Genomic DNA, 24,205 nt, shown 5'->3' on the forward strand with positions numbered 1-24,205 from the left:
TTCGTTATGATTGCATTACACTATATTGAAAACAACGCACCATTTCCCAGTGTAGATACAGCACTTGATGAACCAAACGGTTTATTAGCCTTCGGTGCAGATTTAAGTCCCTCTCGTTTGTTTTCAGCATACTCACAAGGCATTTTCCCGTGGTTTAGTGATGATGAACCATTACTTTGGTGGTCGCCAAACCCCAGGGCTATTATTGAACTTGATGATTTTGTCGCCTCAAAAAGCTTATTGAAATTAGCGCGCAAGCGGCGCTATCGCGTTACGCTAAACCAAAGCTTTGAAAAAGTCATAGACGCGTGCTCTAGTATTCCTAGAAAGAACCCAAATAATGACGGTGTATCTAATGAAACCTGGATTACCGAAGAAATGGTACAGGCCTATTGCCATCTTCACGGGCTTGGTATCGCGCACTCGGTTGAAGTATGGGACAACGAGACTCTTGTAGGGGGGCTATACGGCGTAGGGATCGGTAAGGTTTTTTGTGGTGAGTCTATGTTTCATACACAAAGCAATACGTCTAAGTTGGCGATGTACGCATTGGTAAAACACATGCAAAGTCACAATATGGCTTTTATCGACTGTCAACTACCCACCGATCACCTTTGCTCACTAGGCGCCAAGGCCATTACGCGGGATCTTTTTATCGACAAACTGTATGAAAATAATCAAACGCTAAATGATGACGGTGAGCTGTCAGAGCACTATCTTGCCCAATGGCTACCCAAGGAAATAACACCGTGAAATTTGGGATCACTCAGTCGTTCTCGTGTAGTTATCTACCCGACGAGCAAGAACAGCTTTTAGTGTATGCAGATGTGGATGAGTTTCTTTCTTGGCGTTATGCGCAGCTTATACAAGCGGGCTTTCGTCGAAGCGGTGAGCAAATCTATCGTCCCCATTGTGCAAGTTGTACGGCGTGTCAATCAGTGCGAATTCCTGTTAATCAATTCACACCCTCACGCAGCCAAAAGCGCATCCTGAATGCGAACAAGCGTTTTCACATTGCCTTCTCACAAACACCTCACGACAGCTATTACCCACTGTATGAGCGGTATATATCTCAAAGACATACAGATGGCAGTATGTATCCACCTTCTCGAGAGCAGTTTGATAATTTTTTGTTTTGCGACTGGATGCCAACCCTATTTGTTGAAGCTTACGACGGTGACAAACTTGTCGCAGTGGCAGTGACGGATGTGGTTGATGCTATCGAACCCTTTTCAGCGCTATCTGCTTTATATACATTTTTTGACCCCGACTACACTAAATCGTCACTAGGTACGTGGATGATATTAATGCAAATAGAAAAAGCGAAGTCGTTAGCCTACCAATATCTCTATTTAGGTTACTTCGTTAAAGGGTGTCAAAAAATGTCGTATAAACACAATTTTTTGCCCTTTGAACAATTCGAAGGCAATGAATGGCATCTATTTAGTAAAAAACCCACTTAATCGCTTTACACTGCCCACAAGATTGGGTAAGGTCTGCGCGGCAAAAATTTTGAATTACTGAGGTAACTGCTTTACATGGCAAAAGAAGATTGTATTGAAATGGAAGGTACTGTGTTAGACACGCTACCTAACACTATGTTCCGCGTTGAACTAGAAAATGGTCACGTTGTGACTGCGCACATCTCTGGTAAAATGCGTAAGAACTATATCCGAATTCTTACTGGCGATAAGGTCACTGTAGAGATGACTCCTTACGATTTGACTAAAGGTCGTATCGTTTATCGCGCAAGATAATGAGCCATTGAAGCGGTAACGCATAAAAAAAGCCCGATTACATAATCGGGCTTTTTCATTTGTACTTTCGACAAGCTTATACAATCAATTTTTAACTAGGCTCAGCTTCTTCAGACGTTGCACCAACTCCTGAATACTCGAAAGTAAGCTTATCGTCTACGCAATCAATCTTAACATTACCGCCCTTAGACAACTCACCAAATAACAGCTCATTGGCCAACTCTTTCTTGAGTTCATCTTTGATTAGACGAGCCATAGGACGCGCACCCATAGACTTATCATAGCCTTTTTCAGCCAGATATGCCCTTGCGTTACTGCTCACTTCAAGTGACACCCCTTTCACATCCAGTTGCGCTTGAAGTTCAATAATGAACTTATCAACAACTTGTAGGATAATTTCTGAATCAAGATGGTTGAACCAGATAATACCATCTAGCCGGTTTCTAAATTCAGGGGTAAATACTTTATTGATTTCAGACATTGCATCATGGCTATGATCCTGCTGTTTAAAACCAATCGACTTACGCACAGTTTCTTGAACACCGGCGTTTGTCGTCATCACCAACACAACATTTCTAAAATCGACTTTACGACCATTGTTATCTGTTAGCGTACCGTGATCCATCACTTGAAGTAGAATGTTGTAAATATCGCTATGTGCCTTCTCTATCTCATCTAGAAGCACCACAGAATATGGGTTTTTAATTACCGCATCGGTTAATAACCCACCTTGGTCAAACCCTACATAGCCAGGAGGTGCACCAATTAGACGGCTAACAGCATGACGCTCCATGTACTCAGACATATCAAAACGCACTAACTCTACACCCATTATTTTTGCCAATTGTTGAGTAACTTCTGTTTTACCCACGCCGGTAGGCCCAGCAAACAGGAAACTACCGATAGGTTTGGTTTCAGCACCTAACCCTGAGCGCGATAGCAAAATCGCATCGTTAAGGGTTTCAATGGCTTTGTCTTGGCCAAACACCACCATTTTAAGGTTACGACCAAGGTTCTTAAGTACTTCTTTGTCAGAGGCTGAAACAGACTTTTCTGGGATACGGGCCATCTTTGCAATGATTTGCTCAATATCACCCACACCAATGGTCTTTTTGCGCTTAGAAGGTGGCAACAATCGTTGGCTTGCCCCTGCCTCGTCCATTACATCAATGGCTTTATCCGGTAGATGACGCTCATTGATATATTTAGCTGAGAGCTCCGCAGCAGCCTGAATTGCCTTTTGGGTGAAGCGCACATTGTGATGCTCTTCATAACGGCTTTTAAGCCCAAGTAGGATTTTGGTTGTGTCACTTACACTGGGTTCAGTAACGTCCACTTTTTGGAAGCGACGGGCCAATGCGCGATCTTTTTCAAAAATACCTTGGTATTCCTGATACGTGGTCGAACCGATACAACGCAATTCACCACTTGATAATTTAGGCTTAAGTAAATTTGACGCATCCATAACGCCGCCAGAAGCAGCACCTGCACCAATAATGGTGTGGATCTCATCAATAAACAAAATAGCATGTTCATCTTTACCCAGCTCTTTAAGAATAGCTTTTAAGCGCTTCTCAAAGTCACCTCGGTATTTCGTACCCGCTAACAAACCGCCTAAATCAAGCGAATAAACCGTACTTTCAGCAATAACATCAGGTACGTCGCTATTCACAATACGATAGGCTAGGCCTTCCGCAATGGCAGTTTTGCCCACACCAGCTTCGCCTACCAATAAAGGGTTGTTCTTACGACGGCGACACAAAATCTGGATAGTACGTTCTACTTCTTGGTCGCGACCAATAAGCGGGTCAATTTTACCTTCTTTGGCATGCCTATTTAAATCGGTGGCATATTTGCTTAACGCGGATGCACCTTCTTCGCTTGAATCAGCTTCTTCGGCCGCTTCAGGGTTTACTGGTTCATCGTCATCAGCTTTACTCACACCATGGCTAATAAAGTTAACCACGTCCAATCGGGTCACATCAGCCTTCTTGAGGATATACACGGCCTGTGATTCTTGTTCGCTAAATATTGCGACCAACACATTTGCGCCAGTTACCTCGTCTTTACCAGAAGACTGAACATGAAATACTGCCCGTTGTAACACCCGTTGAAAACCTAATGTAGGTTGAGTTTCTCTATCGTTTAGCTGATCGTCTAGGATCAGCGGTGTGGTGTCTTTAACAAAGGCCAACAATTCGCTCTTAATTGCATCGATATCAGCACCACAGGCCTTAAGTGCATCACGAGCCGCAGTGTTGTCGAGCAATGCCAACAACAAGTGCTCAACCGTCATAAATTCGTGACGGTGCTCTCTGGCAAATACAAACGCACTGTTTAGCGTCTGTTCTAATTCTTTATTTAACATATTGCTCGCCCTCTACAAAATACCTTATGCCTGCTCCATCGTGCACATCAACGGATGTTGATGTTTGCGTGCATATTGATTTACCTGCATTACTTTGGTCTCTGCTATCTCAGCAGTGAAAATGCCGCACACGGCTTTTCCTTGATAATGAACGGTCAGCATAAGTTGATTGGCTTTCTCAGCGTCCATATTGAAAAACTGCATGAGTACCTCAATGACAAAATCCATCGGTGTATAGTCATCATTGTTCAACAACACTTTATACATGGGAGGCGGCTGCGGCTTCTGTCGCTGCGCGTCTTTCAACTTTTCCTTTTCGATACTTATAGCGTTGTCTTTACTCATAACTTAATAATAGTGCTTTAATCCGAGTTATGTGTACAAACTTTTGGATAAATTTATTCACATTAACCCTTGACATAATATGGTTAAAAAATCTACATTTTGATAGTGACTTTGAGTATTGTTGTTCACTAAGCGCTCAATTCACTTTGTCTCCATTCCTATAATGGGGGCATATACCTGTGAGTTCAAGGATTAAGAGGAAGTCGAAGTATGGCGATTGGCAAAGTTAAATGGTTTAACAACGCAAAGGGTTTTGGTTTTATTGTTCCTGAGGAAGGTGGCGAAGATATTTTTGCACACTACTCTACAATACAAATGGAAGGCTATCGTTCACTAAAAGCGGGTCAAGAAGTTACGTTTGAAGTGCAACAAGGACCTAAGGGTCTACACGCTGAAAATATTGGTTTCAAAGAAGAGCCAGAGCGTTAAGAAAAAGAATTTATAAAGGCCCGGCCCTTCGTCGGGCTTTTGCTTTTTAAACCGGTGCAAGCACAGCGTCGTGCTTTTTTGCGGCTTTGACTTTATTCACCTAGCTCACTCGGTGCACTGCTCAATCTTCCTCACTACATTTCATTTTCTCAAACAACATTACGTAATCTTAATTCGTCGAAAGCAAAAAATACCTACCAAAATAGTAAGATTTTATCCGCTAGCCTAATTAATACCTGTCCGCATAGGAGTTTACCCACTCAGTATGACTGTCAGACTTTGTGGCTAGGCTTGGTTGCACAGGTTTGTTGGTTCCAAATCAAGGGAGCACAACAACACCTCATAAAAAAAGCCCAATGAAAAATCATCGGGCTTTTGAAAAATGTGGTATTGAGCAAATTTAGTTAAATAATCGTTTTAGCTCATTACTCATTTACACTCAGAGCTTATTTCAACGCAGAACTTATGCGCCAAGAATACCGTGAAGTGTTTTACTAGGCGACATAGTAGCGAAAAGCTTATCTTCGTCTGGATAGTAGTAACCACCGATATCTTGCTCACTGCCTTGTGTCGCATCAATTTCAGCAATAATCGTATCAACATTAGCTGAAAGTGCTTCGAACACAGGCTTGAATTGTGCTGCTAGTTCAGCGTCTTCTGTTTGGTTTGAAACTTCTTCAGCCCAGTAAAGACCCAAGTAAACATGACTTCCACGGTTATCAAGCTGACCAGCTTTACGCAGTGGAGACTTACCATTGTTAAGCAGCTTTTCAGTTGCTTTATCAAGAGCTTTCGCTAGGATCTTAGCGCGAGGATTATCGTGCTTAATGGCAACGTCTTCCAGTGATACTGCAAGAGCAAGGAACTCACCCAGTGAATCCCAGCGCAAGTGGCCTTCTTCAACAAACTGCTGTACGTGCTTAGGTGCAGAACCACCCGCCCCTGTTTCGTACAGACCACCACCGGCCATTAGCGGAACAATAGACAACATTTTCGCACTGGTGCCCAACTCTAGAATTGGGAATAAATCAGTAAGGTAATCACGTAGTACGTTACCTGTTACTGAAATAGTGTCTAGACCGCGAATTGCACGCTCCATGCTGTAGCGAATAGCGCGCACAGGAGACATAATTTGAATATCTAGACCAGTTAAATCGTGATCTTGAAGATATGTTTCAACTTTCTTGATTAACTGAGCATCGTGAGCACGCTCGTCATCTAACCAAAATACTGCTGGCATGCCAGATTGACGTGAACGGTTAACCGCAAGCTTCACCCAATCTTGAATTGGCGCGTCTTTAACCTGACACATACGCCAGATATCGCCTTCCTCAACGTCGTGAGAAATAAGTACATTGCCGTCTTGATCAACAATTGACACTGTACCGTCAGCGTGCAGTTCAAAGGTCTTATCGTGTGAACCGTATTCTTCTGCTTTTTGAGCCATCAAGCCAACGTTTGGCACAGTACCCATTGTAGTTGGGTCAAATGCACCGTGAGTTTTACAGAAGTTGATTACTTCTTGGTAAATAGTTGCATAAGTACTTTCTGGGATTACCGCTTTGGTATCGTGAGGCTTACCATCTGGTCCCCACATTTGACCTGAGTTACGGATCATCGCAGGCATAGACGCATCAACAATTACATCACTAGGTACGTGAAGGTTTGAAATACCCTTGTCAGAGTTCACCATAGCAATCGGCGGACGGTCGGCGTAACACGCATTGATGTCTTTTTGAATCTCAGAGCGCTGGCTTTCAGGTAGGCTCGCGATCTTATCATAAACACTGCCAAGACCGTTGTTAGGATTCACACCCAACTCTTCGAATAGGTCACCCCACTTGTCGAACAACTCTTTGTAGAACACTTTCACACAGTGACCAAACACGATTGGGTGAGACACCTTCATCATGGTCGCTTTCACGTGTAGTGAGAAAAGAATCCCCGTGTTTTTTGCATCTTCGATTTGTTCTTCGAAGAACTTACACAGCGCCTTCTTACTCATGAACATACCGTCGATAACTTCACCAGCAAGTAAATCAACGCGCGGTTTTAGTGTTTTCTTGCTACCATCTTTACCCGTAAACTCAATGCTTACATAGCCTTCTTTTTCAACGGTTACTGATTTTTCACCTGAGTAGAAGTCGCCACCGCGCATGTGCGCAACGTGCGTGCGAGATGCTTGAGACCACTCACCCATTGAATGCGGATGCTTGCGCGCGTAGTTTTTAACTGCTGTTGGCGCGCGGCGGTCTGAGTTACCTTCGCGTAGTACAGGGTTAACCGCACTACCTAGTACCTTGCCGTAACGCTCACGAATGTCTTCTTCTTCAGCCGATTTAGGTGAATCAGGGAACGCTGGTACGTTAAAGCCTTTGTCATTTAATTCTTTGATAGTAGCGCGAAGCTGAGGAATAGAGGCACTGATGTTTGGTAATTTAATGATGTTTGCATTTGGATCTTGTGTCATCTCACCTAGTTCAGCAAGCGCGTCTGTCACTTTTTGATCGTCTGACAAGTACTCTGGGAAGTTCGCTAATACGCGAGCAGCCAAAGAGATATCGCTTAATTCAACGTCGATACCTGCAGCAGAAGCAAATTTCTGAATAATAGGGAGTAAAGAATACGTCGCCAACATTGGCGCTTCGTCAGTCTTCGTATAGATGATCTTAGACTTGGTCATTATATACCTCATTATGTCGACAGCGTACTGCCGTTTTTTCGTCCATTGGGTCGCAACCACTCGCAATATTAGTCAAATATTGCGCCCATAGTCATTGCGATACGTAATTGATGCTTTCCACCAAACACCCTTGTGTAAGCGCTTGGCCACTTGCTGTTTTCGTCCTCATACCTTACTACGCTCAGTTTTATCAGCAGCAAAGTAACAAGCTGCAACTGACTAATAAACGTACGAATGCACAGCCTGATGAATTCGACTGCGTTCATTAGTATAGGGTCGAAAGTTTGAGTTACAAGTCATACCATTGTCTTAACCTGTAAGATCAATGAATTTATCGACAAATTGGCTGACGACATCGAATGCTGGTCAATTTTCAGGCAAGCAATCCGATGAACTGCCTTCTATCGAGTTGATATCGCAAACATAACTACCTAGAGTTCATGATACCAAAGTTTGCGTTACCTAAGTTCGTGGTACAATTTACGGCAAATCGGTTTATTAAGAGTTTACTAGGCACGATTGCGCTAGATTAAAAAGGGTCGAAATCAAAGGTGCCACCATGCGCCAAAGGAATTCCGATGAGAAACAGCACAAAGTGCTTCATGTAATGTTTAAAATTCAGCAGTATGGATAAGTAATGTCATCTAACACCCAAGTTATTTTGTTCAATAAGCCCTTCCAAGTTTTGTCTCAGTTTACCGATGCTGACGGTCGAGAGACGCTTAAGGACTATATAGACATTCCGAATGTATACGCTGCTGGGCGCCTTGATAGAGATTCGGAAGGGCTTCTTGTACTCACCAATGATGGAAAGCTTCAACACAAACTGGCGAACCCAAAAGCGAAAACCAGCAAAACCTATTGGGTTCAAGTAGAAGGCATTCCTGACGATACTGCAATTGAAGCACTTAGAAATGGCGTTGAATTAAAAGACGGTATGACCCGGCCCGCAAAAGTGAAAAGAATGGATGAGCCCAAGGTATGGGACAGAAATCCACCCGTTCGTTTTCGTCAATCCATCCCAACAAGTTGGCTTTCTATTACTATTACCGAAGGTCGTAACAGGCAAGTAAGACGAATGACAGCGCATGTCGGTTACCCCACCCTTCGACTTATTCGTTACCGTATTGGTAGTTGGACAATCGATGGAATCGAAAATGGACACTACGTAGCTTTCTAATTTACTTTCTAATTTAAAGTAAACGTAACAGAATTTACCTGTTAATTTCATCATATTTAACATGTGAATTGCAGCTCAAAATCTGTTAAAATCCGCGACCTCAAAAAGGGGCTAATTCAAAGAGCTAGTTCGAAGAGCTAAATCAAAGAGCTAAATTAAAGAGCTATGTCTCCACGCTTTATTGAAAAATGTTATTTGGCCCATACTTCTCCGAAACTTTGAATTAAATGAGTGTGCAATCAGCAGTGAGTGATATTGAATCTAACGCAAACAAGAAAGTAATTGTTGGTATGTCCGGCGGAGTTGACTCGTCTGTTTCAGCCTACCTGTTGCAACAACAAGGGTATCAGGTTGAAGGTCTTTTCATGAAAAACTGGGAAGAAGACGACAATGATGAATACTGCGCTGCTGCGGAAGATTTAAAAGATGCACAAGCTGTTGCCGACAAACTAGGTATTGAGCTTCACACCATAAATTTCGCCGCAGAATATTGGGACAATGTATTTGAGTATTTTCTTGAAGAATACAAAGCAGGCCGCACGCCTAATCCCGACATTATGTGCAATAAAGAGATTAAATTTAAAGCCTTCTTAGAGTTTGCAGCTGAAGACTTAGGTGCAGATTATATCGCTACAGGTCATTACGTTCGCCGTCGCGAAGTTGATGGGAAATGGCAAATGCTTCGCGGTTTAGACAACAACAAAGACCAAAGCTACTTCCTTTATACATTAGGTGAAGAGCACGTTGCTAAAACCTTGTTCCCCGTGGGTGACATTGAAAAGCCATTAGTGCGGAAAATTGCTGAAGAACAAGGCCTCATCACCCATGACAAAAAAGACTCCACTGGAATTTGCTTCATAGGTGAGCGTAAATTTAAAGACTTCTTAGCCCGTTATTTGCCAGCGCAACCCGGCGTAATAGAAACAGCCGAAGGCGAAGAGATCGGTCAACACGAAGGTCTTATGTATCACACATTAGGACAACGCAAAGGACTACACATTGGTGGTCTGGCTGAATACGGTGACGAGCCCTGGTACGTTGTAGACAAAGATGTTGCGCGCAATGTGTTAATTGTAGGGCAAGGTGCAGATCACCCAAGGCTCTATTCAAATGGCTTAATTGCTAAACAACTCCATTGGGTAGACAGAAAAACTCTTACACAACCTATGCGCGCAGTGGTAAAGACCCGTTATCGTCAAGCAGATATTCCCTGCACTATTACGCCTACAGGCGATGATACGATTGAAGTGCACTTCGACGAACCGCAAAAAGCGGTAACGCCAGGCCAGTCAGCTGTTTTCTATAATGAAGAAGTTTGCCTTGGTGGCGGAATTATAGAGAGTTATATCCGCTAATGTTAGAAACCGATATTGAAAATAACTTAGCGCTGGCCGGTGTGTGTCAGGCGGCGGCGCTGGTACAACAACTCGCCCGTCGCGGCAGTGCTGACGCAGATGCCGTAGAAGCGAGTCTGTCGAGCATCTTGGTGACATCCCCCGAAACACCACAGCAAGTATTTGGGCAGCTAAGTAACCTGAAACTAGGTTACAGTACGCTGGCCGCACAACTGTCTGATAAACAGAACACCAAAGATACCGAGTTAACCCGCTACGTCGCCAGTATATTAGGGCTAGAAAGAAAATTGTCTAAAAAGCCCAAAGCAATGCAGGAATTGGGTGACAGAATTTCGCACGTACAAAGGCAACTTGCGCATATCGACTTCCAAAACCCGCAAATAGTGTCCTCTTTAGCCAGTATTTACAGCGACATCATTAGCCCGCTTGCCCCTCGTATTCAAGTGGCAGGCAACCCTGATTATTTAAGCCAACCGGCAACACAACACAAAGTTCGTGCATTACTTTTGGCTGGCGTGCGTTCTGCAGTAATGTGGCGACAAATGGGTGGCAAGAGACGCAACATACTTTTTAAACGCAAACAAATTCTTAACAGTGCTATTAAGGCACTACGATTAATAAACTAGTGAGGAGCTCAAGGTGGAACTGAGTCAGTTAACTGCAATTTCCCCTGTCGATGGTCGATATGCTGGCAAAAGCGTAGAATTACGCAGTATTTTCAGCGAATATGGCTTACTAAAATACCGTGTTGAAGTAGAAGTACGTTGGTTGCAAATGCTCGCTACTCACCCACAAATTGAAGAAGTTCCTGCCTTTTCAGACACGTCTAATGCATTACTAGACAAAATTGTGGCCGAGTTCAGTGTTGATGATGCCATGCGCATTAAAGAAATTGAAAGCACAACAAACCACGATGTTAAAGCGGTGGAGTATTTTCTAAAAGAAAAAGTAGCAGATAATAGTGAATTGTCAGCGGTTAACGAATTCATTCACTTTGCATGTACCTCAGAAGACATAAACAACTTATCTCACGGCCTGATGTTACGTGAAGCACGTGAAACGGTTATTTTACCGTATTGTGATAAGTTGATTGACGCCCTAATTACACTAGCCAAGAAATATCAAAACGTGCCGATGATGGCTCGCACCCACGGTCAACCTGCATCACCAACGACCATGGGTAAAGAAATGGCGAATGTTGCCATTCGTCTTAAACGCCAACTAAGCCAAATTGCTAACGTTGAATTGCTAGGTAAAATTAATGGTGCGGTAGGTAACTACAACGCTCATTTATCAGCGTACAAAGACGTTGACTGGCATGATGTGTCAGAAAAATTCGTTACTTCACTAGGTCTTACGTGGAACCCCTTCACTACACAAATTGAGCCACACGATTACATCGCTGAAATGTTTGATGCTATTGCGCGCTTTAACACCATTTTGATTGATTTTGATCGCGATGTTTGGGGTTATATTGCATTAGGTCACTTCAAGCAAAAAACCATTGCTGGTGAAATTGGTTCATCAACAATGCCGCATAAAGTGAACCCTATCGATTTTGAAAACTCAGAGGGTAACTTGGGCCTCGCCAATGCAATTTTTGACCACCTTGCAGCAAAGCTTCCAATTTCTCGCTGGCAGCGTGATCTTACTGACTCAACCGTGCTTCGCAACCTAGGCGTAGGTGTTGGTTATGCTGTTATCGCTTATCAAGCCACACTCAAAGGCATCAGCAAGTTAGAAGTAAACGAACAAAGCTTACTTAATGAACTGGATAACAACTGGGAGTTGTTAGCCGAGCCAATTCAAACAGTTATGCGTCGTTACGGTATTGAAAAACCTTACGAAAAGCTTAAAGAGCTCACTCGCGGTAAAAAAGTAAATGCAGACGTTATCGCCGAATTTATTGATAACTTGGCAATGCCTGAAGAAGCGAAAGCGGAACTTAAAGCGCTGACACCAGCAACCTATATTGGTGATGCAATCAGGCTGGTTGATCAGTTATAAAACGTCAAGAAGCCTTGTACATTGAAAAGCGCGGTATTTCATACCGCGCTTTTTTTGTGCTACATTTTATGCTAAATCAAGGCTTTTTCCCGTGGAAATTCAAACTACAAACACTCAACCTAGGCATCATTTACAAAGCCAAAAGCACATAATAAACCACGCTGTAGTTATCTTCGTAGACATGTCAGGCTATCAACAACTGAACCATGCTCTGGGTGATGAAAACTGTATCCTAATCATAGAAGCATTGTTTCGCCAACTTGATACACTGGTAAAAGCGTTATCTTTGAAACCAGTTAAAACCAACGGCGATCAATATATCGTCATTTCAGAAACCGATAAGCAATTATCTAAAGAGGCTAAACAACATAACCCAACATCTGTTGAAATTAGTACATTGCATGCTCTTCACTTCGCCACATGTGCCCACGATATTGTTCGCAACAACAAAACGCTGTATAAACACAACTGTGGCCTACGCATAGGTATCGCGTCTGGCCCTATTGTAGCCGGTTATCCAAATAGGCACATGGGTGGCTATGATATTTGGGGGTTAACTGTCAATTTGGCTGCCATGTTGGAAAAAAGCACGCCCAAAAACACCACTGCAGTTTGTTCAAAAACACTGTTCTGCTTACCAGCCTACTGGCAGAGTCGGTTTAAGCAAACCTGCTTTCCTGTCAAAAATAGACGAGTAAATGCATTTGTAACCCAGATGGATAAGAATCTGAACCACTAAGATTTAAACGCCCGTCTGTAAAACGTGGTTTATTACTCGTCGCAACGTTGCGACACATTAACTTTCATTCAGAAAGTGGTGCAGTTCGCCTGACATTATCAACGTGTTAGGCGATAATCTTCATAATTCTGAATTAGCATAAGTAGTTAATACCATGCCCCCATTTATTCTCGATAAGTTTGATGCCGATGTATTTCTAAACGAATATTGGCAACAAAAGCCCGTTGTTATTCGACAATTGTTTAAACACTTTGACGACCCCATCGACGAGAACGACTTGGCAGGATTGGCACAAGAGCCTGATATTGATGCGCGGGTTATTAGTAACCAAAATGGCAAATGGCACGTTGAGCAAGGCCCGATTGAAGATTTTGATGCTGTATGCAAAGGGCAATGGACGTTATTGGTACAAGGTGTCGATAAGTATATTACCGATGTAACGCCGCTTTTATCCCCTTTCGGATTTATTCCACATTGGCGCTTAGACGACATTATGGTGAGCTATGCTACACAAGGTGCAGGTGTTGGTGCTCACATCGACCAATACGATGTATTTCTTGTTCAAGGCAAAGGAAAACGACGTTGGCGTGTGGGGGAGCCTGACGATTTTAAAGAGATATTTCCCCATCCTAAATTACGACAAATAGAGGGCTTTAAACCTGTTATCGATGTAGTTGTAGAGCCTGGTGATGTGGTTTATGTTCCTCCCGGTTGGCCCCATGACGGACAAACTATTGAAGATAGCCTGACCTATTCTGTGGGCTATCGAGCGCCCGATAACTTGCAGTTAGCAGAAAGCCTAGCAATGATGTTAGATAAAGGGCAATGCAACGTAAGGTTTTCAGACCCACAAAGAGTAAAACCTCATTCGCCTGCTAGCGTTAACATTGATGATGTAAACAGGCTAAAACAACAGCTTGTAGAAGCAATACAATCAGATGATTTTACCTTTGCACTACTTGAAGCGATGAGTGAGCAAGGTATCCCCGAATTTCCAGTAGAGCCTGAAGTAACACTTGAACAAATTGCCAATGAATTTTCTGCCGGTTTGAGTTTTGTGCCAGCAGCGGGTGTAAGAGCACTAATTTGTGATGGCAAAGCGGGACTTCCTAGAGCTCTGTACGTAAATGGCACTCAGTTTGAGTTTAGTCACACTGATACAGAATGGTATACTGCATTGGCTTCAGGGGAATTGCTCAATGCTACATGCTGCCAAGATGCACCTTCTTTTACATTTTTAGAAACCTTGACTACACTCGTTAATAACGGGTATTGGGAATGGTATGAAGGTTAGTAGGCAAAATGGCGTTTACAATTCAGAGCGTCGATTGGGAAAAGGACAAACATCGACTTAAAGCACTAAGGGAACACGTATTCGTATTAGAATGGCGCGTACCAAAAGCAAGTGAGTTCGATGAAGAAGATTGCTCTGCCTGCCATATTTTAATTATTGGCGATAACGATGAAGCGATTGCTACAGGTAGGCTAACAAGAAAAGGCGAATTAGGAAGAATTGCGGTTAAACGCTGCTACCGAACGTTACCTGTATACCGTGCACTTTTTGCTGCTCTGATTGACGCAGCAAACAAAATAAAAGTACCCAATATTAAAGTGGTGTGTAATTTAGATAGCGTTTCCTACCACCAATCAATTGGCTTTGTCCCCGAAGGCCAAGTATTTATGGAATCAGGTGTTCCTAGACAGCGTTTAGTATGTCCTGCTGAACGCTTTCCTTTACCTGACGTCACGCAGTTACACTAACACTTTTTAAATTTAAAGGATCATGGCTACGGTATAAGTAGCGCGTTAACCAGTAGCCATATCAATTCTTTGAAAAAACTGGGGTTATAAGCCCAATTAAGACCATAGTTGTGGCGCGTTTTGCATCACAAATAGGTTTTCAGCTCTATTTTCTAGTAGCGCAGCAAATGCTTTCTGTTCGTCACTGGCGCCCTGTGCCGTTTTCAAGTTCTCAGCTTTAAGCTGCCATTGCATACCAAAATACCTAAGTACTTCTTTTGCATCTTTTGCATTTTCGGTAGAAGTAAAGTCGGTGGGAAGGTCGCCGCTAATTACCCAATAACTCTTACCGTCCATAGCGCGAATTTTCCATACGGCGAGATACGGCATAAGGTAACGACTCTCATCGGTGATGACCGAATCAAATAAAACACCGTTCTCAGCCAAATATTTATTAGCATGTTGAAATTGATTCTTTACCCATTCTGCGCGTTCTTCATCACTTATTGTTTGTTCTGCCATTACTGTTCTCTTTTCTATCTAATCAAACGCGTTATCGCGCTAATATGATTGCCACGTATCTTCGTGATGCATCGTTAATATAGCCCCTTTTTACTTTATTTCGGCAGCGTTATCCAGAGCAATCACCTACTACATACGAGTTCTTACGACAAGTGCACATTATTTCAACAGCCAGAAGGCAATAGTTAAGAAAATCGCCTTTTCTGCTGTTTGATTTATAGACAACAACGCTTAGCGGCGACGTAATTAAGCCGAGATCTGAGAGTTAGCCGTGACGTAAATCATGAGAACAACTTACCAAATCAGGCTATAGAGAGAAGTAACATTAAAGGCATGTTCCGCATAAAAGGGGAATTTTTGATAAATGGTTACAATTTTAGTGTTGGCATAAGTACTTTAATCGAACACAATGAAAAGAATCGTGAATTGCAGGGCAGATAAAAACGCATCTGCTCTCGTGAAACATTAACAAGCTGTTGTATTTATACGGCACCTTTTAGACATAAACGGAGTACAATATGATGCGAATAGTTAGATTAACAGTAGGTGCTTTGTTATTCGTAAGTGGTATTGTACTGACACTACTACCAGGTTCCATTTTATTGGTTATCGGCGGGTTGATGCTGTTAAGTTATGACTGGCCGCGCGCCAGAGGCTGGTTGAAGTTTAGTCAGAAGTCGATGGCACACGGTGCACGAAAAATCGATCGCTTTTTACTTATGAGAAAGCTTCGATAGCGTTCGTTTTTCGTTTTTTCCTTATTCGCGTTTTCCCTGCTCGCACCTCAGCAGCGCACACCTTTGTCGCACTGCATACGTGATTAGTCTAAAGTCTATAGTAAACGTTACATCTCGTGCTAACGTAATGTATTCGCAACAGCACATCCCTTTCTAATAACAACACCAACGGTAAGTGCTCATATCTGAGCAGTGTGCAAAACACAGGCAATGTAATTGTATAAATATGTACGTCACTAAACATAGTGAGGCTTGGGTAAGTCATATATGTCAATTACTAACGGAGACAAGACCATGATAACGTTTACCGTTAACGGTAAAAATTACGAATTTTCGGGTGATCCATCAACACCAGTCCTTTGGTATCTGCGTGATGAATTAAATCTTACCGGTCCTAAATTTGGATGTGGTATGGCGCAATGCGGAGCGTGTACGGTACATATTGATGGTACGGCTCAACGCTCATGTGTTTTACCCGTATCAGCCGTTCAAGGGCGCAAAATCACTACCATTGAAGGCCTTAGCGAAAACGGTGAACACCCCGTTCAGCAAGCTTGGGTTGAACACAAAGTTCCCCAGTGTGGTTTTTGTCAATGTGGACAAATAATGCAAGCCGCCAGCTTACTGGCGTCCAATCCAAATCCCAGTGATAAAGAAATTGTTCAGAACATGTCGGGTAATATTTGTCGCTGCGGCACCTACCCTCGTATACACAAAGCGATAAAATCAGCAGCGGAGTCTATTTCCGGTACTGCTGGCGTAAGCTACTTCACCCCCAACACTGAGGGAGAGAACGCATGAAAAAGACGCACCAGTACTTTGATATGAATAGAAGAAGCTTTCTAAAATCGAGCGCAATTGCAGGTGCACTTGTTATCGGCACTTACTTTGCTGGCGGTGCACCGCGCGCCATGGCCGGGGTATTAGCCAAACCTTCCGACACAGCCAAGCGCGCAAACTTGTTCATCGCTCTGCGCCCTGATGGCATGGTCGAGATCACCTGTCACCGATCTGAAATGGGGCAACAAATTCGAACAGCTATTGCGCAGATAGTGGCTGATGAAATGGAAGCTTCATGGGATAAAGTAGTCGTCATTCAGGGTAAAGGCGACCCTAAATATGGCGATCAAAATACCGACGGTTCACGAAGTATCCGCTTTAACATGCAACGTTTACGTGAAATGGGCGCAAGTGTCCGTTACATGATGCAACATGCTGCAGCAAAACGTTGGGGCGTAAACCCAGATAGTTGTCGTGCCGAGCAGCATGTCGTCACCCACACATCAGGTAAAACACTTGCCTACAAAGATTTAATTGACGAAGCGCTGTCTATAACACCACCTGATGTTAACGAGCTTAAGCTAAAATCGCGTAAAGAGTGGCGTTACATTAACACAGGTATGGCACATATCGATTTGAACGATATTGTCACGGGTAAAGCGACATTTGCAGCAGATGTGCGCGAGCCAAAAGCACTGGTTGCTATCATTGAGCGCCCTCCCGTGGTGGGTGGTAAAGTAAAATCCTTTGATGCAACTAAAGCCAAAGCCCTAAGTGGCGTGGTGGATGTTATTGAAATTCCAGCAGCGAAAGGCGCTACACAATTTCAACCCAAAGGCGGCGTCGCTGTCATTGCGCAAAACACCTGGGCTGCTTGGCAAGGCCGAAAAGCACTTAGTGTCACTTGGGATGACGGCGCCAATAGCGATTATAACTCAAGCAATTTCAAAGAAAGCTTGCTTGAAACCGTGAACAAGCCACAAGCCCATGTACGTGAAAAAGGCGATGCTACAGGTGTGTTAGCAAGTGCAGCTGACAAACTAGTTGCTGATTATTATATTCCCCATTTAGCCCAAGCCCCTATGGAGCCACCTTGCGCTACTGCCATGTATTATAAGGATCGCGTAGATGTTTGGGCAGCAACGCAAAACCCACAAGCCGACATGGAAACTGTTGGTGCTATGGTTGGTATGGAAAAAGTAAAAAATCAATGTGCATGTAACTATGCTAGGTGGCGCATTTGGGCGTAAGTCGAAGCCTGACTTTTCAGCTGAAGCAGCTTATTTGTCGATGAAAACAGGCAAACCTATTCGCGTGCAATGGACACGTGAAGATGACATTCAGCACGGTTTCTATCACGCAGTATCAGCACAGCACGTTGAAGCATCGCTTAATGATGAAGGTGCTATTGACGCTTATTTACACAGAACTGCGTTTTCTCCCATTGCATCTACCTTTCAAGAAGGTGCCAATGCGCCATTTAGCTTTGAGCTCGATTTAGGCTTTACTGACAACCCTATTCTCACGCCCAATATGAAACTAGAAAGGGGCGAAGCGCCGGCAAAAGCGCGCATAGGTTGGATGCGTTCGGTATCAAATATCTTCCACGCGTTTGCCGTACAGTCGTTCATCAATGAAGCTGCACATAAAGCAGGCAAAGATGCAAAAGATTATCTATTAGAGGTCATTGGTCCCGATAGAATAATTGATGTCACTGAACAAAATGCTGAGTACATGAACTATTGGGGGGATAAAGCCGTTTATCCCCTTGATACCTCACGGCTCAAAAATGTAATAAAAAAAGTGGCCAGTATGGCAAATTGGGGAAGAGAGATGCCTAAAGGCCGTGGTTTAGGTATTGCGGCTCACCGTAGCTTTTTAACTTACGTTGCCACAGTGGTTGAAGTTGAGATATCAGACAAGGGTGACCTAACCATCGTCAAATCTTGGGTAGCAATTGATGCAGGTACGGTGGTCAATACCGATACCGTTATTAACCAAACACAAGGTGGCTCAATCTTCGGTATAACCACCGCAATCAGCGACGGGATAACCTTCGACAAAGGCCGCGTGCAGCAGAGTAACTTCCACAACTATCGCGTACCACGAATGAGTGACGCGCCTTTAGATATAGAGGTAGAAGTTGTTCAAAGTGACGCAGCGCCAGCAGGCGTTGGTGAGCCAGCTACACCAGTGTATGCCCCTGCGTTGTGTAACGCCATTTTCGCAGCATGTGGCAAACGTATCAGACAGCTGCCAATAGGAAACCAATTAAAGGCGTAATTCAACACCGCTTTTATCAAACTTTAACGCAAAAAGGAGACCTCGATGGTCTCCTTTTTAATTGAAGCTAGAACGTTTATGTTTCTGTTTACGGTCTGTCAGAAACAAACTCCTTGAGACCTTATGCAAACTCACATCAAACATTGTAAACCACTGCGTAAGATAGCAAGCAAACTGAAAGTATTGATGAAAACTTTCAAAATTTAAGAACAAAAACAATAAAAATTATTAATTACTCTTCTTTTTACCTTTCACTTTATCAGCGGATTTTATTCGTAGTTGCGTTCCATCCACATGATTTTCATTTTTAACTCATCAATTTCTTTGTACGCGTCAGCTAACTGCTCTGCCATAGAAGCTTGCTGCAATACATTATCTTCATTGTTGTTAAATGATGTAGTGTTGTCGTTGTGTACCATATTAGCTCAACCAAGTAGTTTATTAATCATGAAATTAAGTGCGTAACCAACTCTGTAATGTTACACTTATAATTACAAAAAGTCATTTAACAACTTCAATAATCACTATGCTTCTGATAAATATTGTCAACTTGGCGAAACGCGAAATTACCAGACTTTCTTTGTGTCTTTACAGTTAGTAAAACGGGCGGAAAGCTAGCTTCATACAAGTGTGTGTTTGTGCGTTTACACGTTGACGTTGATCCACGCTAAAAAAAGAGACCTGACCGGTCTCTTTTTATTAGCGTTTTGTTGTTAAAAGTTTACCCGAGATGAATTACTCCAATCCCTAGCAATGCTATTAACCGTGCTTTTCAGCCAGATATAGCCAAGTTTCAACCACCGTATCTGGGTTAAGCGATACAGAGTCAATACCTTCTTCAACTAACCATGCCGCAAAATCTTCGTGATCAGATGGGCCTTGACCACAAATTCCCACGTACTTGCCACGCGCTTTTGCAGCGCGAATAGCCATAGAGAGCAATGCTTTTACAGCTTCATCACGCTCGTCGAATAGATGTGCGATAAGCCCACTGTCTCTGTCTAAGCCAAGCGTGAGTTGGGTAAGGTCGTTTGATCCAATTGAGAAACCATCAAAGATATCTAGGAATTGGTCGGCCAGTAACGCATTAGAAGGCAATTCACACATCATGATAACGCGTAAACCATTCTCCCCTTTCTTTAAGCCCTGCTCTTCAAGCAACTCGATAACCTTTCGGCCTTCCTCGAGGGTTCGAACAAATGGGATCATAATTTCTACATTTGTAAGACCCATATTGTTGCGAACGCGCTTAATAGCTTCACACTCTAGAGCGAAACAATCGCGGAAGTCTTCTGAAATGTAACGACTTGCACCGCGGAAGCCCAACATTGGGTTCTCTTCATCTGGCTCATACTGATAACCGCCAACAAGGTTGAAGTATTCGTTAGACTTAAAGTCTGACATACGAACAATTACCTTCTCTGGCGAGAACGCAGCACCAATGGTAGATATGCCTTCAACTAATTTTTCAATGTAGTATTCGGTTGGCGATGCATAACCTGCAATCATGTCGCTGATCTCTTCTTTCAGCTCTTCAGGCTGGCTGTCAAAATTCAGTAACGCTTTAGGATGCACGCCAATCATACGGTTAATAATGAACTCTAAACGCGCAAGACCAACACCTGCATTAGGAAGACGGGCGAAGTCAAAGGCGCGATCTGGGTTACCCACATTCATCATCACCTTAAGTGGTAAATCAGGCATGGCGTCAATTCGCGAAGTAACCACATCGAATTCCAACTCGTCGCCATAAATAAAGCCAGTATCACCCTCGGCACAAGACACGGTGATCTTATCGCCAGTATTAATACTGTCTGTGGCATTACCACAACCTACAACCGCAGGTATACCAAGTTCACGAGCGATAATGGCAGCGTGACATGTACGTCCACCGCGATTAGTAACAATTGCAGATGCCTTTTTCATGATTGGTTCCCAATCGGGATCCGTCATGTCTGTTACCAGAACATCACCGGCTTGAATTTTGTCCATCTCTTCAATTGAGTCTAAGACTTTTGCTACGCCAGCCCCAATTTTGTGACCAATCGCACGGCCTTCACACACAATATTGCTTTGGCCTTTTAGCTGGAAACGCTCAATACTTTGCGAGTCTTCACGGCTGCGCACAGTTTCTGGACGTGCCTGAACAATGTACAACTTGCCGTCAGCGCCGTCTTTTGCCCACTCAATATCCATAGGACGTTTGTAGTGGTTCTCAATAATTTGAGCTTGTTTAGCCAGTTCCATCACTTCCTCATCACTCAATGAGAAGGTTTTGCTGTCTGCTGCTTCAATATCAACAATAGAAACCTGCTTACCGTGTGACTCATCGTCTGAATAAATCATCTTAGTAAGCTTGCTGCCTAAGTTACGGCGAACAATGGCAGGAAGGCCTTTATCAAGGGTTGGTTTATGAACATAGAATTCGTCGGGGTTAACTGCCCCTTGAACCACCATCTCACCTAGACCATAAGAACTGGTGATAAACACCACGTCTTCAAAACCTGATTCGGTGTCGATAGTAAACATAACGCCCGACGATGCAATATCACTGCGCACCATACGCTGGATACCGGCAGATAGGGCTACGCCTTTGTGATCGTAACCTTGGTGAACGCGATATGAAATGGCGCGATCATTAAACAACGACGCGTATACATGCTTGATAGCAACTAATACTGCGTCATAGCCTTTTACGTTTAGGAAGGTCTCTTGTTGACCTGCGAACGATGCATCTGGCATATCTTCTGCGGTTGCTGAAGAGCGCACAGCAAATGAAGCCTCTTCACCCGCATCGCCTTGTAGAGTAACAAAGGCTTCTTTAATTGCTTCTTCTAAACTTGGTTGGAATGGCGTGTCGATGATCCACTGACGGATATTCTTACCCGCTTCAGCCAAAGCATTAACGTCATCAACGTCAAGTGAATCAAGTACATCGTGAATTTTTGCTTCCAGACCACTTTGCTCTAGAAACTCGTTAAATGCTTCAGCGGTGGTAGCGAAGCCACCTGGCACTTGTACACCGGCATTCGCCAGGTTTGAAATCATCTCGCCCAATGATGCGTTCTTGCCGCCTACGCGACCTACATCATGCATGCCCAGTTCTTGATACCAAAGTACGTATTCTTGCACAGCCCAAGTCTCCCGCTTTTTTTATGAGTAGGGTATGAGGTCAATTTCAGGTATGTGCTTATTTAAGCCTGAAACTCATCAAATTTATGCCGAAAATAAGGCGCTTGCCATGTCTAAAATCGTTTCATGAATTTGACATTGCTTTGATATAAATCGTAGTCAATTCCATTAACCGTATAGCTTTTCGACAAAATCATCTTAGAATGGGGTATTTAAGAATGTAAACTCTTAATTACTTTTGTAATTAAATTACAACAATGTTAAGGATATGTTGTGCGTACAGCTTTTTATATTTCCGATGGTACAGCCATCACTGCAGAGGTGTTTGGCCACGCCCTGCTTTCACTTTTTCCCGTTGCATTTAATCACAACACCATTCCTTTTGTTGAAACTGAGGAACAAGCTCACAAAGTTCTTGAGCAAATTTCTGAAAGTTTTCAAGACTCCGGAGAACGCCCGCTCGTTTTTTATACAATTGTGAATGTAGATATTCGCAAAATCATCTCGAAATCAGTGGGTATTAACTACAACTTTTTAGACCAATTTGTTGCGCCGCTGGAAAAAGTATTAGGCGTGCCATCAAAACCGGAAAAACATCGTACCCACAGTATTCACGAAACCACTTATGATATTCGAATAGAAGCGGTGAATTATGCATTGGCCAATGATGATGGTTCGAATTTAAAAGACTATGACGAAGCCGATATTATTCTCACCGGTGTGTCGCGCTCAGGAAAAACGCCAACGAGCCTTTATTTAGCATTACAGTACGGTATAAAAGCTGCCAATTACCCATTTACTGAAGAAGACATGGGTGACATGCTAAAACTCCCTGCAGCACTTCGCCGTTATAAGCATAAATTGTTTGGCTTAACCATTGCGCCAGACCGCCTGCATCAAATCCGCTCAGAGCGTCGTGCTAATAGTAAGTATGCCTCGTTGGTGCAATGTAGAATGGAATTAAGAGAAGTAGAGAACTTGTACCGAAAAGAGAAAATCCCCTTTCTTAACAGTACAAAATATTCCATTGAAGAGATTTCAGCCAAAATACTCGCTGAAACAGGCTTAAAACGCCGTAAGTACTAGTCTCAAGAATAATAGGCTAGTCTTCTTCCGCTTTTGTCTTCAAATCTGCGGTAAGCTTTCTATAGTAAACAATCTGGGGAGTCGGCAGTTTTTCTATGTCGACTTTTCCCAGCCACATTGCCGCCTTAGCACTGTCTGATACCCTATTTTCAATTTCGGCGAGACGTAGGTAAATAGTATTCACTTGCGCAAAATCTTTGGCCGCTTTTGCGTAAGTTAAACCAGTTAGAAAAGCTTTTCTCGCTTCATCAAATTTACTGTAATTTCGTAGTGCAACTGCATAGTTGTTATAGGCCACCGCAACCTGTTGAGGATCATCTATTTGTTTTGCCCAAAACAATGACTTTTCTCTGTAAAACAGATGTTGTTCTAAATGCTCACTTTTGAGCGCTATATGCCCTAACTCCGCAAATATCTCGCGATAAAACTCTGCGTCGTTGTAATTATTGGTTTCTAATACGTCAACAAAGTCACGAGCACTCTCAAAGCGCTCTAGAGAAACGAGCAAATTTAGAATGCTCAAAGCAGTTTCTTGAGAGGGATCTTTTTCAAATAACGCCTCATAACCTGAAAGTGACTGCACATAAGCAGATTTAGCTTCCTCTTTTCGGTTATTGATAGCAAGCCATTTGCCAAACAGCATATTAATTACCGGTTGATACTCTACCGGTACATCTTCATGATTTACCCAAGGACGTATTACGGCATAAAGCTCGTCAAATTTTCGAAAATGAAATAAAGAATTTAATCGCAGTATTTCTAACTGCCACCATTGAGAGGAGCCTGAAGCTTGATGCTGTTGACGCGCGCTTATTTCAGAAAAACAAGATACAGCATGATTTTCGCAAATAACATCGATTCCATTAGCACTGGCTAACGGCGACGAGATCGAAAACAACAATAATAGAAAACAGCACTTCTTATTTGGAAAAGATCGCATCTTCAAACTACTAGCGAACATCAACTGTCTGTAAGTATAGCTTAGCTTTGTGACAAGTGGCTGTTAAAAATAAGAATTTAATCGCATTTTGTAGGCGTATTGACGCCATCTACCCAACTGTG

Annotated in this window: 21 protein-coding genes and 1 pseudogene; 15 read left to right on the forward strand and 7 right to left on the reverse strand. The window is 43.1% G+C overall.

Annotated elements, in window-relative coordinates; all coding sequences use genetic code 11:
- Nucleotides 1-6: 6 nt before the first annotated feature.
- The 3 genes from aat (at nt 7) to infA (ending at nt 1,757) form a co-directional block, all read left to right on the forward strand.
- Entirely contained in the window at nt 7-753 is a 747-nt protein-coding gene (gene aat / locus EYR97_RS05495) for a leucyl/phenylalanyl-tRNA--protein transferase (protein ID WP_131092822.1), read from the forward strand.
- Nucleotides 750-1,463 carry an arginyltransferase gene (locus tag EYR97_RS05500; RefSeq protein ID WP_131092823.1) on the forward strand — a complete coding sequence of 238 codons (714 nt, stop codon included), beginning with the start codon at nt 750-752 and terminating at the stop codon, nt 1,461-1,463. The genes aat and EYR97_RS05500 overlap by 4 nt, the downstream gene beginning before the upstream one ends.
- 75 nt (nt 1,464-1,538) lie before the next feature.
- Nucleotides 1,539-1,757, forward strand: a complete 219-nt coding sequence (gene infA / locus EYR97_RS05505) for a translation initiation factor IF-1 (protein ID WP_014949333.1) — start codon at nt 1,539-1,541, stop codon at nt 1,755-1,757.
- Between the two features lie 91 nt (nt 1,758-1,848).
- Here the strand turns inward: infA and clpA are convergent, their stop codons facing one another.
- The gene (clpA, locus tag EYR97_RS05510; protein WP_131092824.1) at nt 1,849-4,125 is read right to left on the reverse strand and encodes an ATP-dependent Clp protease ATP-binding subunit ClpA; all 2,277 of its coding nucleotides are present in this window, start codon (nt 4,123-4,125) and stop codon (nt 1,849-1,851) included.
- 24 nt (nt 4,126-4,149) lie between these two features.
- A complete protein-coding gene (gene clpS, locus EYR97_RS05515) occupies nt 4,150-4,470 on the reverse strand; it encodes an ATP-dependent Clp protease adapter ClpS (protein ID WP_131092825.1) in 321 nt (106 codons plus the stop codon).
- A 210-nt stretch (nt 4,471-4,680) separates the two neighbouring features.
- On the opposite strand from clpS, the gene cspD reads away from it, so the two are divergent.
- Complete coding sequence (gene cspD, locus EYR97_RS05520; RefSeq protein WP_131092826.1) at nt 4,681-4,899, forward strand: cold shock domain-containing protein CspD; 219 nt, start codon at nt 4,681-4,683, stop codon at nt 4,897-4,899.
- A gap of 463 nt (nt 4,900-5,362) precedes the next feature.
- Here the strand turns inward: cspD and EYR97_RS05525 are convergent, their stop codons facing one another.
- Entirely contained in the window at nt 5,363-7,582 is a 2,220-nt protein-coding gene (locus EYR97_RS05525) for an NADP-dependent isocitrate dehydrogenase (RefSeq protein WP_131092827.1), read from the reverse strand.
- 637 nt (nt 7,583-8,219) lie between these two features.
- On the opposite strand from EYR97_RS05525, the gene EYR97_RS05530 reads away from it, so the two are divergent.
- The 7 genes from EYR97_RS05530 to EYR97_RS05560 all read left to right on the forward strand — a co-directional run bounded on the left by EYR97_RS05530 (nt 8,220) and on the right by EYR97_RS05560 (nt 14,624).
- On the forward strand, nt 8,220-8,762 hold the full coding sequence (locus tag EYR97_RS05530) for an rRNA large subunit pseudouridine synthase E (RefSeq protein ID WP_131092828.1): 543 nt from the start codon (nt 8,220-8,222) through the stop codon (nt 8,760-8,762).
- Between the two features lie 227 nt (nt 8,763-8,989).
- Entirely contained in the window at nt 8,990-10,117 is a 1,128-nt protein-coding gene (gene mnmA / locus EYR97_RS05535) for a tRNA 2-thiouridine(34) synthase MnmA (RefSeq protein ID WP_131092829.1), read from the forward strand.
- Complete coding sequence (gene hflD / locus EYR97_RS05540; RefSeq protein ID WP_131092830.1) at nt 10,117-10,743, forward strand: high frequency lysogenization protein HflD; 627 nt, start codon at nt 10,117-10,119, stop codon at nt 10,741-10,743. Before mnmA ends, hflD begins: the two co-directional genes overlap by 1 nt.
- A 13-nt stretch (nt 10,744-10,756) precedes the next feature.
- Entirely contained in the window at nt 10,757-12,124 is a 1,368-nt protein-coding gene (purB, locus tag EYR97_RS05545) for an adenylosuccinate lyase (RefSeq protein ID WP_131092831.1), read from the forward strand.
- 91 nt (nt 12,125-12,215) lie between these two features.
- Nucleotides 12,216-12,863: an adenylate/guanylate cyclase domain-containing protein gene (locus EYR97_RS05550; protein ID WP_131092832.1), complete on the forward strand. Its 648-nt coding sequence runs from the start codon at nt 12,216-12,218 to the stop codon at nt 12,861-12,863.
- Nucleotides 12,864-13,017: 154 nt separating this feature from the next.
- The gene (locus tag EYR97_RS05555; protein WP_131092833.1) at nt 13,018-14,157 is read left to right on the forward strand and encodes a JmjC domain-containing protein; all 1,140 of its coding nucleotides are present in this window, start codon (nt 13,018-13,020) and stop codon (nt 14,155-14,157) included.
- 8 nt (nt 14,158-14,165) lie between these two features.
- Nucleotides 14,166-14,624, forward strand: coding sequence for a GNAT family N-acetyltransferase (locus EYR97_RS05560; protein WP_131092834.1), 459 nt, complete (start codon nt 14,166-14,168; stop codon nt 14,622-14,624).
- Nucleotides 14,625-14,720: 96 nt separating this feature from the next.
- Here the strand turns inward: EYR97_RS05560 and EYR97_RS05565 are convergent, their stop codons facing one another.
- Nucleotides 14,721-15,125: a DUF4826 family protein gene (locus tag EYR97_RS05565; RefSeq protein ID WP_131092835.1), complete on the reverse strand. Its 405-nt coding sequence runs from the start codon at nt 15,123-15,125 to the stop codon at nt 14,721-14,723.
- A gap of 521 nt (nt 15,126-15,646) precedes the next feature.
- Between EYR97_RS05565 and EYR97_RS05570 the strand changes: the two genes are divergently transcribed.
- The 3 genes and pseudogenes from EYR97_RS05570 to EYR97_RS05580 all read left to right on the forward strand — a co-directional run bounded on the left by EYR97_RS05570 (nt 15,647) and on the right by EYR97_RS05580 (nt 18,925).
- Nucleotides 15,647-15,862 (forward strand): PGPGW domain-containing protein, encoded by a 216-nt coding sequence (locus EYR97_RS05570; RefSeq protein ID WP_131093159.1) that lies wholly within the window; start codon nt 15,647-15,649, stop codon nt 15,860-15,862.
- A gap of 294 nt (nt 15,863-16,156) precedes the next feature.
- Nucleotides 16,157-16,663 (forward strand): (2Fe-2S)-binding protein, encoded by a 507-nt coding sequence (locus EYR97_RS05575; protein WP_131093160.1) that lies wholly within the window; start codon nt 16,157-16,159, stop codon nt 16,661-16,663.
- Nucleotides 16,660-18,925 (forward strand): annotated as a pseudogene (locus EYR97_RS05580) (molybdopterin cofactor-binding domain-containing protein). The gene EYR97_RS05575 and the pseudogene EYR97_RS05580 overlap by 4 nt, the downstream one beginning before the upstream one ends.
- Before the next feature lie 269 nt (nt 18,926-19,194).
- Here the strand turns inward: EYR97_RS05580 and EYR97_RS21860 are convergent.
- Entirely contained in the window at nt 19,195-19,344 is a 150-nt protein-coding gene (locus EYR97_RS21860; RefSeq protein ID WP_165477983.1) for a hypothetical protein, read from the reverse strand.
- A 340-nt stretch (nt 19,345-19,684) separates the two neighbouring features.
- A complete protein-coding gene (ppsA, locus tag EYR97_RS05585) occupies nt 19,685-22,057 on the reverse strand; it encodes a phosphoenolpyruvate synthase (RefSeq protein WP_131092836.1) in 2,373 nt (790 codons plus the stop codon).
- A 273-nt stretch (nt 22,058-22,330) separates the two neighbouring features.
- On the opposite strand from ppsA, the gene EYR97_RS05590 reads away from it, so the two are divergent.
- Nucleotides 22,331-23,143 carry a pyruvate, water dikinase regulatory protein gene (locus EYR97_RS05590; protein WP_131092837.1) on the forward strand — a complete coding sequence of 271 codons (813 nt, stop codon included), beginning with the start codon at nt 22,331-22,333 and terminating at the stop codon, nt 23,141-23,143.
- A 16-nt stretch (nt 23,144-23,159) separates the two neighbouring features.
- Here EYR97_RS05590 and EYR97_RS05595 read toward each other — a convergent pair whose 3' ends face one another.
- Nucleotides 23,160-24,044 carry a hypothetical protein gene (locus EYR97_RS05595; protein WP_131092838.1) on the reverse strand — a complete coding sequence of 295 codons (885 nt, stop codon included), beginning with the start codon at nt 24,042-24,044 and terminating at the stop codon, nt 23,160-23,162.
- Between the last annotated feature and the right edge of the window lie 161 nt (nt 24,045-24,205).

Origin of the sequence: Alteromonas sp. KUL42 (genome assembly GCF_006538325.1) — a bacterium.
In the GTDB taxonomy this organism is placed as follows: Bacteria; Pseudomonadota; Gammaproteobacteria; order Enterobacterales; family Alteromonadaceae; genus Alteromonas.

Bases quoted from the DNA above. Each gene is read 5' to 3' on its own strand.
- clpA (WP_131092824.1), bottom strand. From the start codon at position 4,125: ATGTTAAATAAAGAATTAGAACAGACGCTAAACAGTGCGTTTGTATTT.
- clpS (WP_131092825.1), bottom strand. From the start codon at position 4,470: ATGAGTAAAGACAACGCTATAAGTATCGAAAAGGAAAAGTTGAAAGAC.
- EYR97_RS05555 (WP_131092833.1), top strand. From the start codon at position 13,018: ATGCCCCCATTTATTCTCGATAAGTTTGATGCCGATGTATTTCTAAAC.
- EYR97_RS05565 (WP_131092835.1), bottom strand. From the start codon at position 15,125: ATGGCAGAACAAACAATAAGTGATGAAGAACGCGCAGAATGGGTAAAG.
- EYR97_RS21860 (WP_165477983.1), bottom strand. From the start codon at position 19,344: ATGGTACACAACGACAACACTACATCATTTAACAACAATGAAGATAAT.
- aat (WP_131092822.1), top strand. From the start codon at position 7: ATGATTGCATTACACTATATTGAAAACAACGCACCATTTCCCAGTGTA.
- EYR97_RS05575 (WP_131093160.1), top strand. From the start codon at position 16,157: ATGATAACGTTTACCGTTAACGGTAAAAATTACGAATTTTCGGGTGAT.
- mnmA (WP_131092829.1), top strand. From the start codon at position 8,990: ATGAGTGTGCAATCAGCAGTGAGTGATATTGAATCTAACGCAAACAAG.
- EYR97_RS05560 (WP_131092834.1), top strand. From the start codon at position 14,166: ATGGCGTTTACAATTCAGAGCGTCGATTGGGAAAAGGACAAACATCGA.
- infA (WP_014949333.1), top strand. From the start codon at position 1,539: ATGGCAAAAGAAGATTGTATTGAAATGGAAGGTACTGTGTTAGACACG.
- cspD (WP_131092826.1), top strand. From the start codon at position 4,681: ATGGCGATTGGCAAAGTTAAATGGTTTAACAACGCAAAGGGTTTTGGT.
- EYR97_RS05525 (WP_131092827.1), bottom strand. From the start codon at position 7,582: ATGACCAAGTCTAAGATCATCTATACGAAGACTGACGAAGCGCCAATG.
- EYR97_RS05570 (WP_131093159.1), top strand. From the start codon at position 15,647: ATGCGAATAGTTAGATTAACAGTAGGTGCTTTGTTATTCGTAAGTGGT.
- hflD (WP_131092830.1), top strand. From the start codon at position 10,117: ATGTTAGAAACCGATATTGAAAATAACTTAGCGCTGGCCGGTGTGTGT.
- EYR97_RS05530 (WP_131092828.1), top strand. From the start codon at position 8,220: ATGTCATCTAACACCCAAGTTATTTTGTTCAATAAGCCCTTCCAAGTT.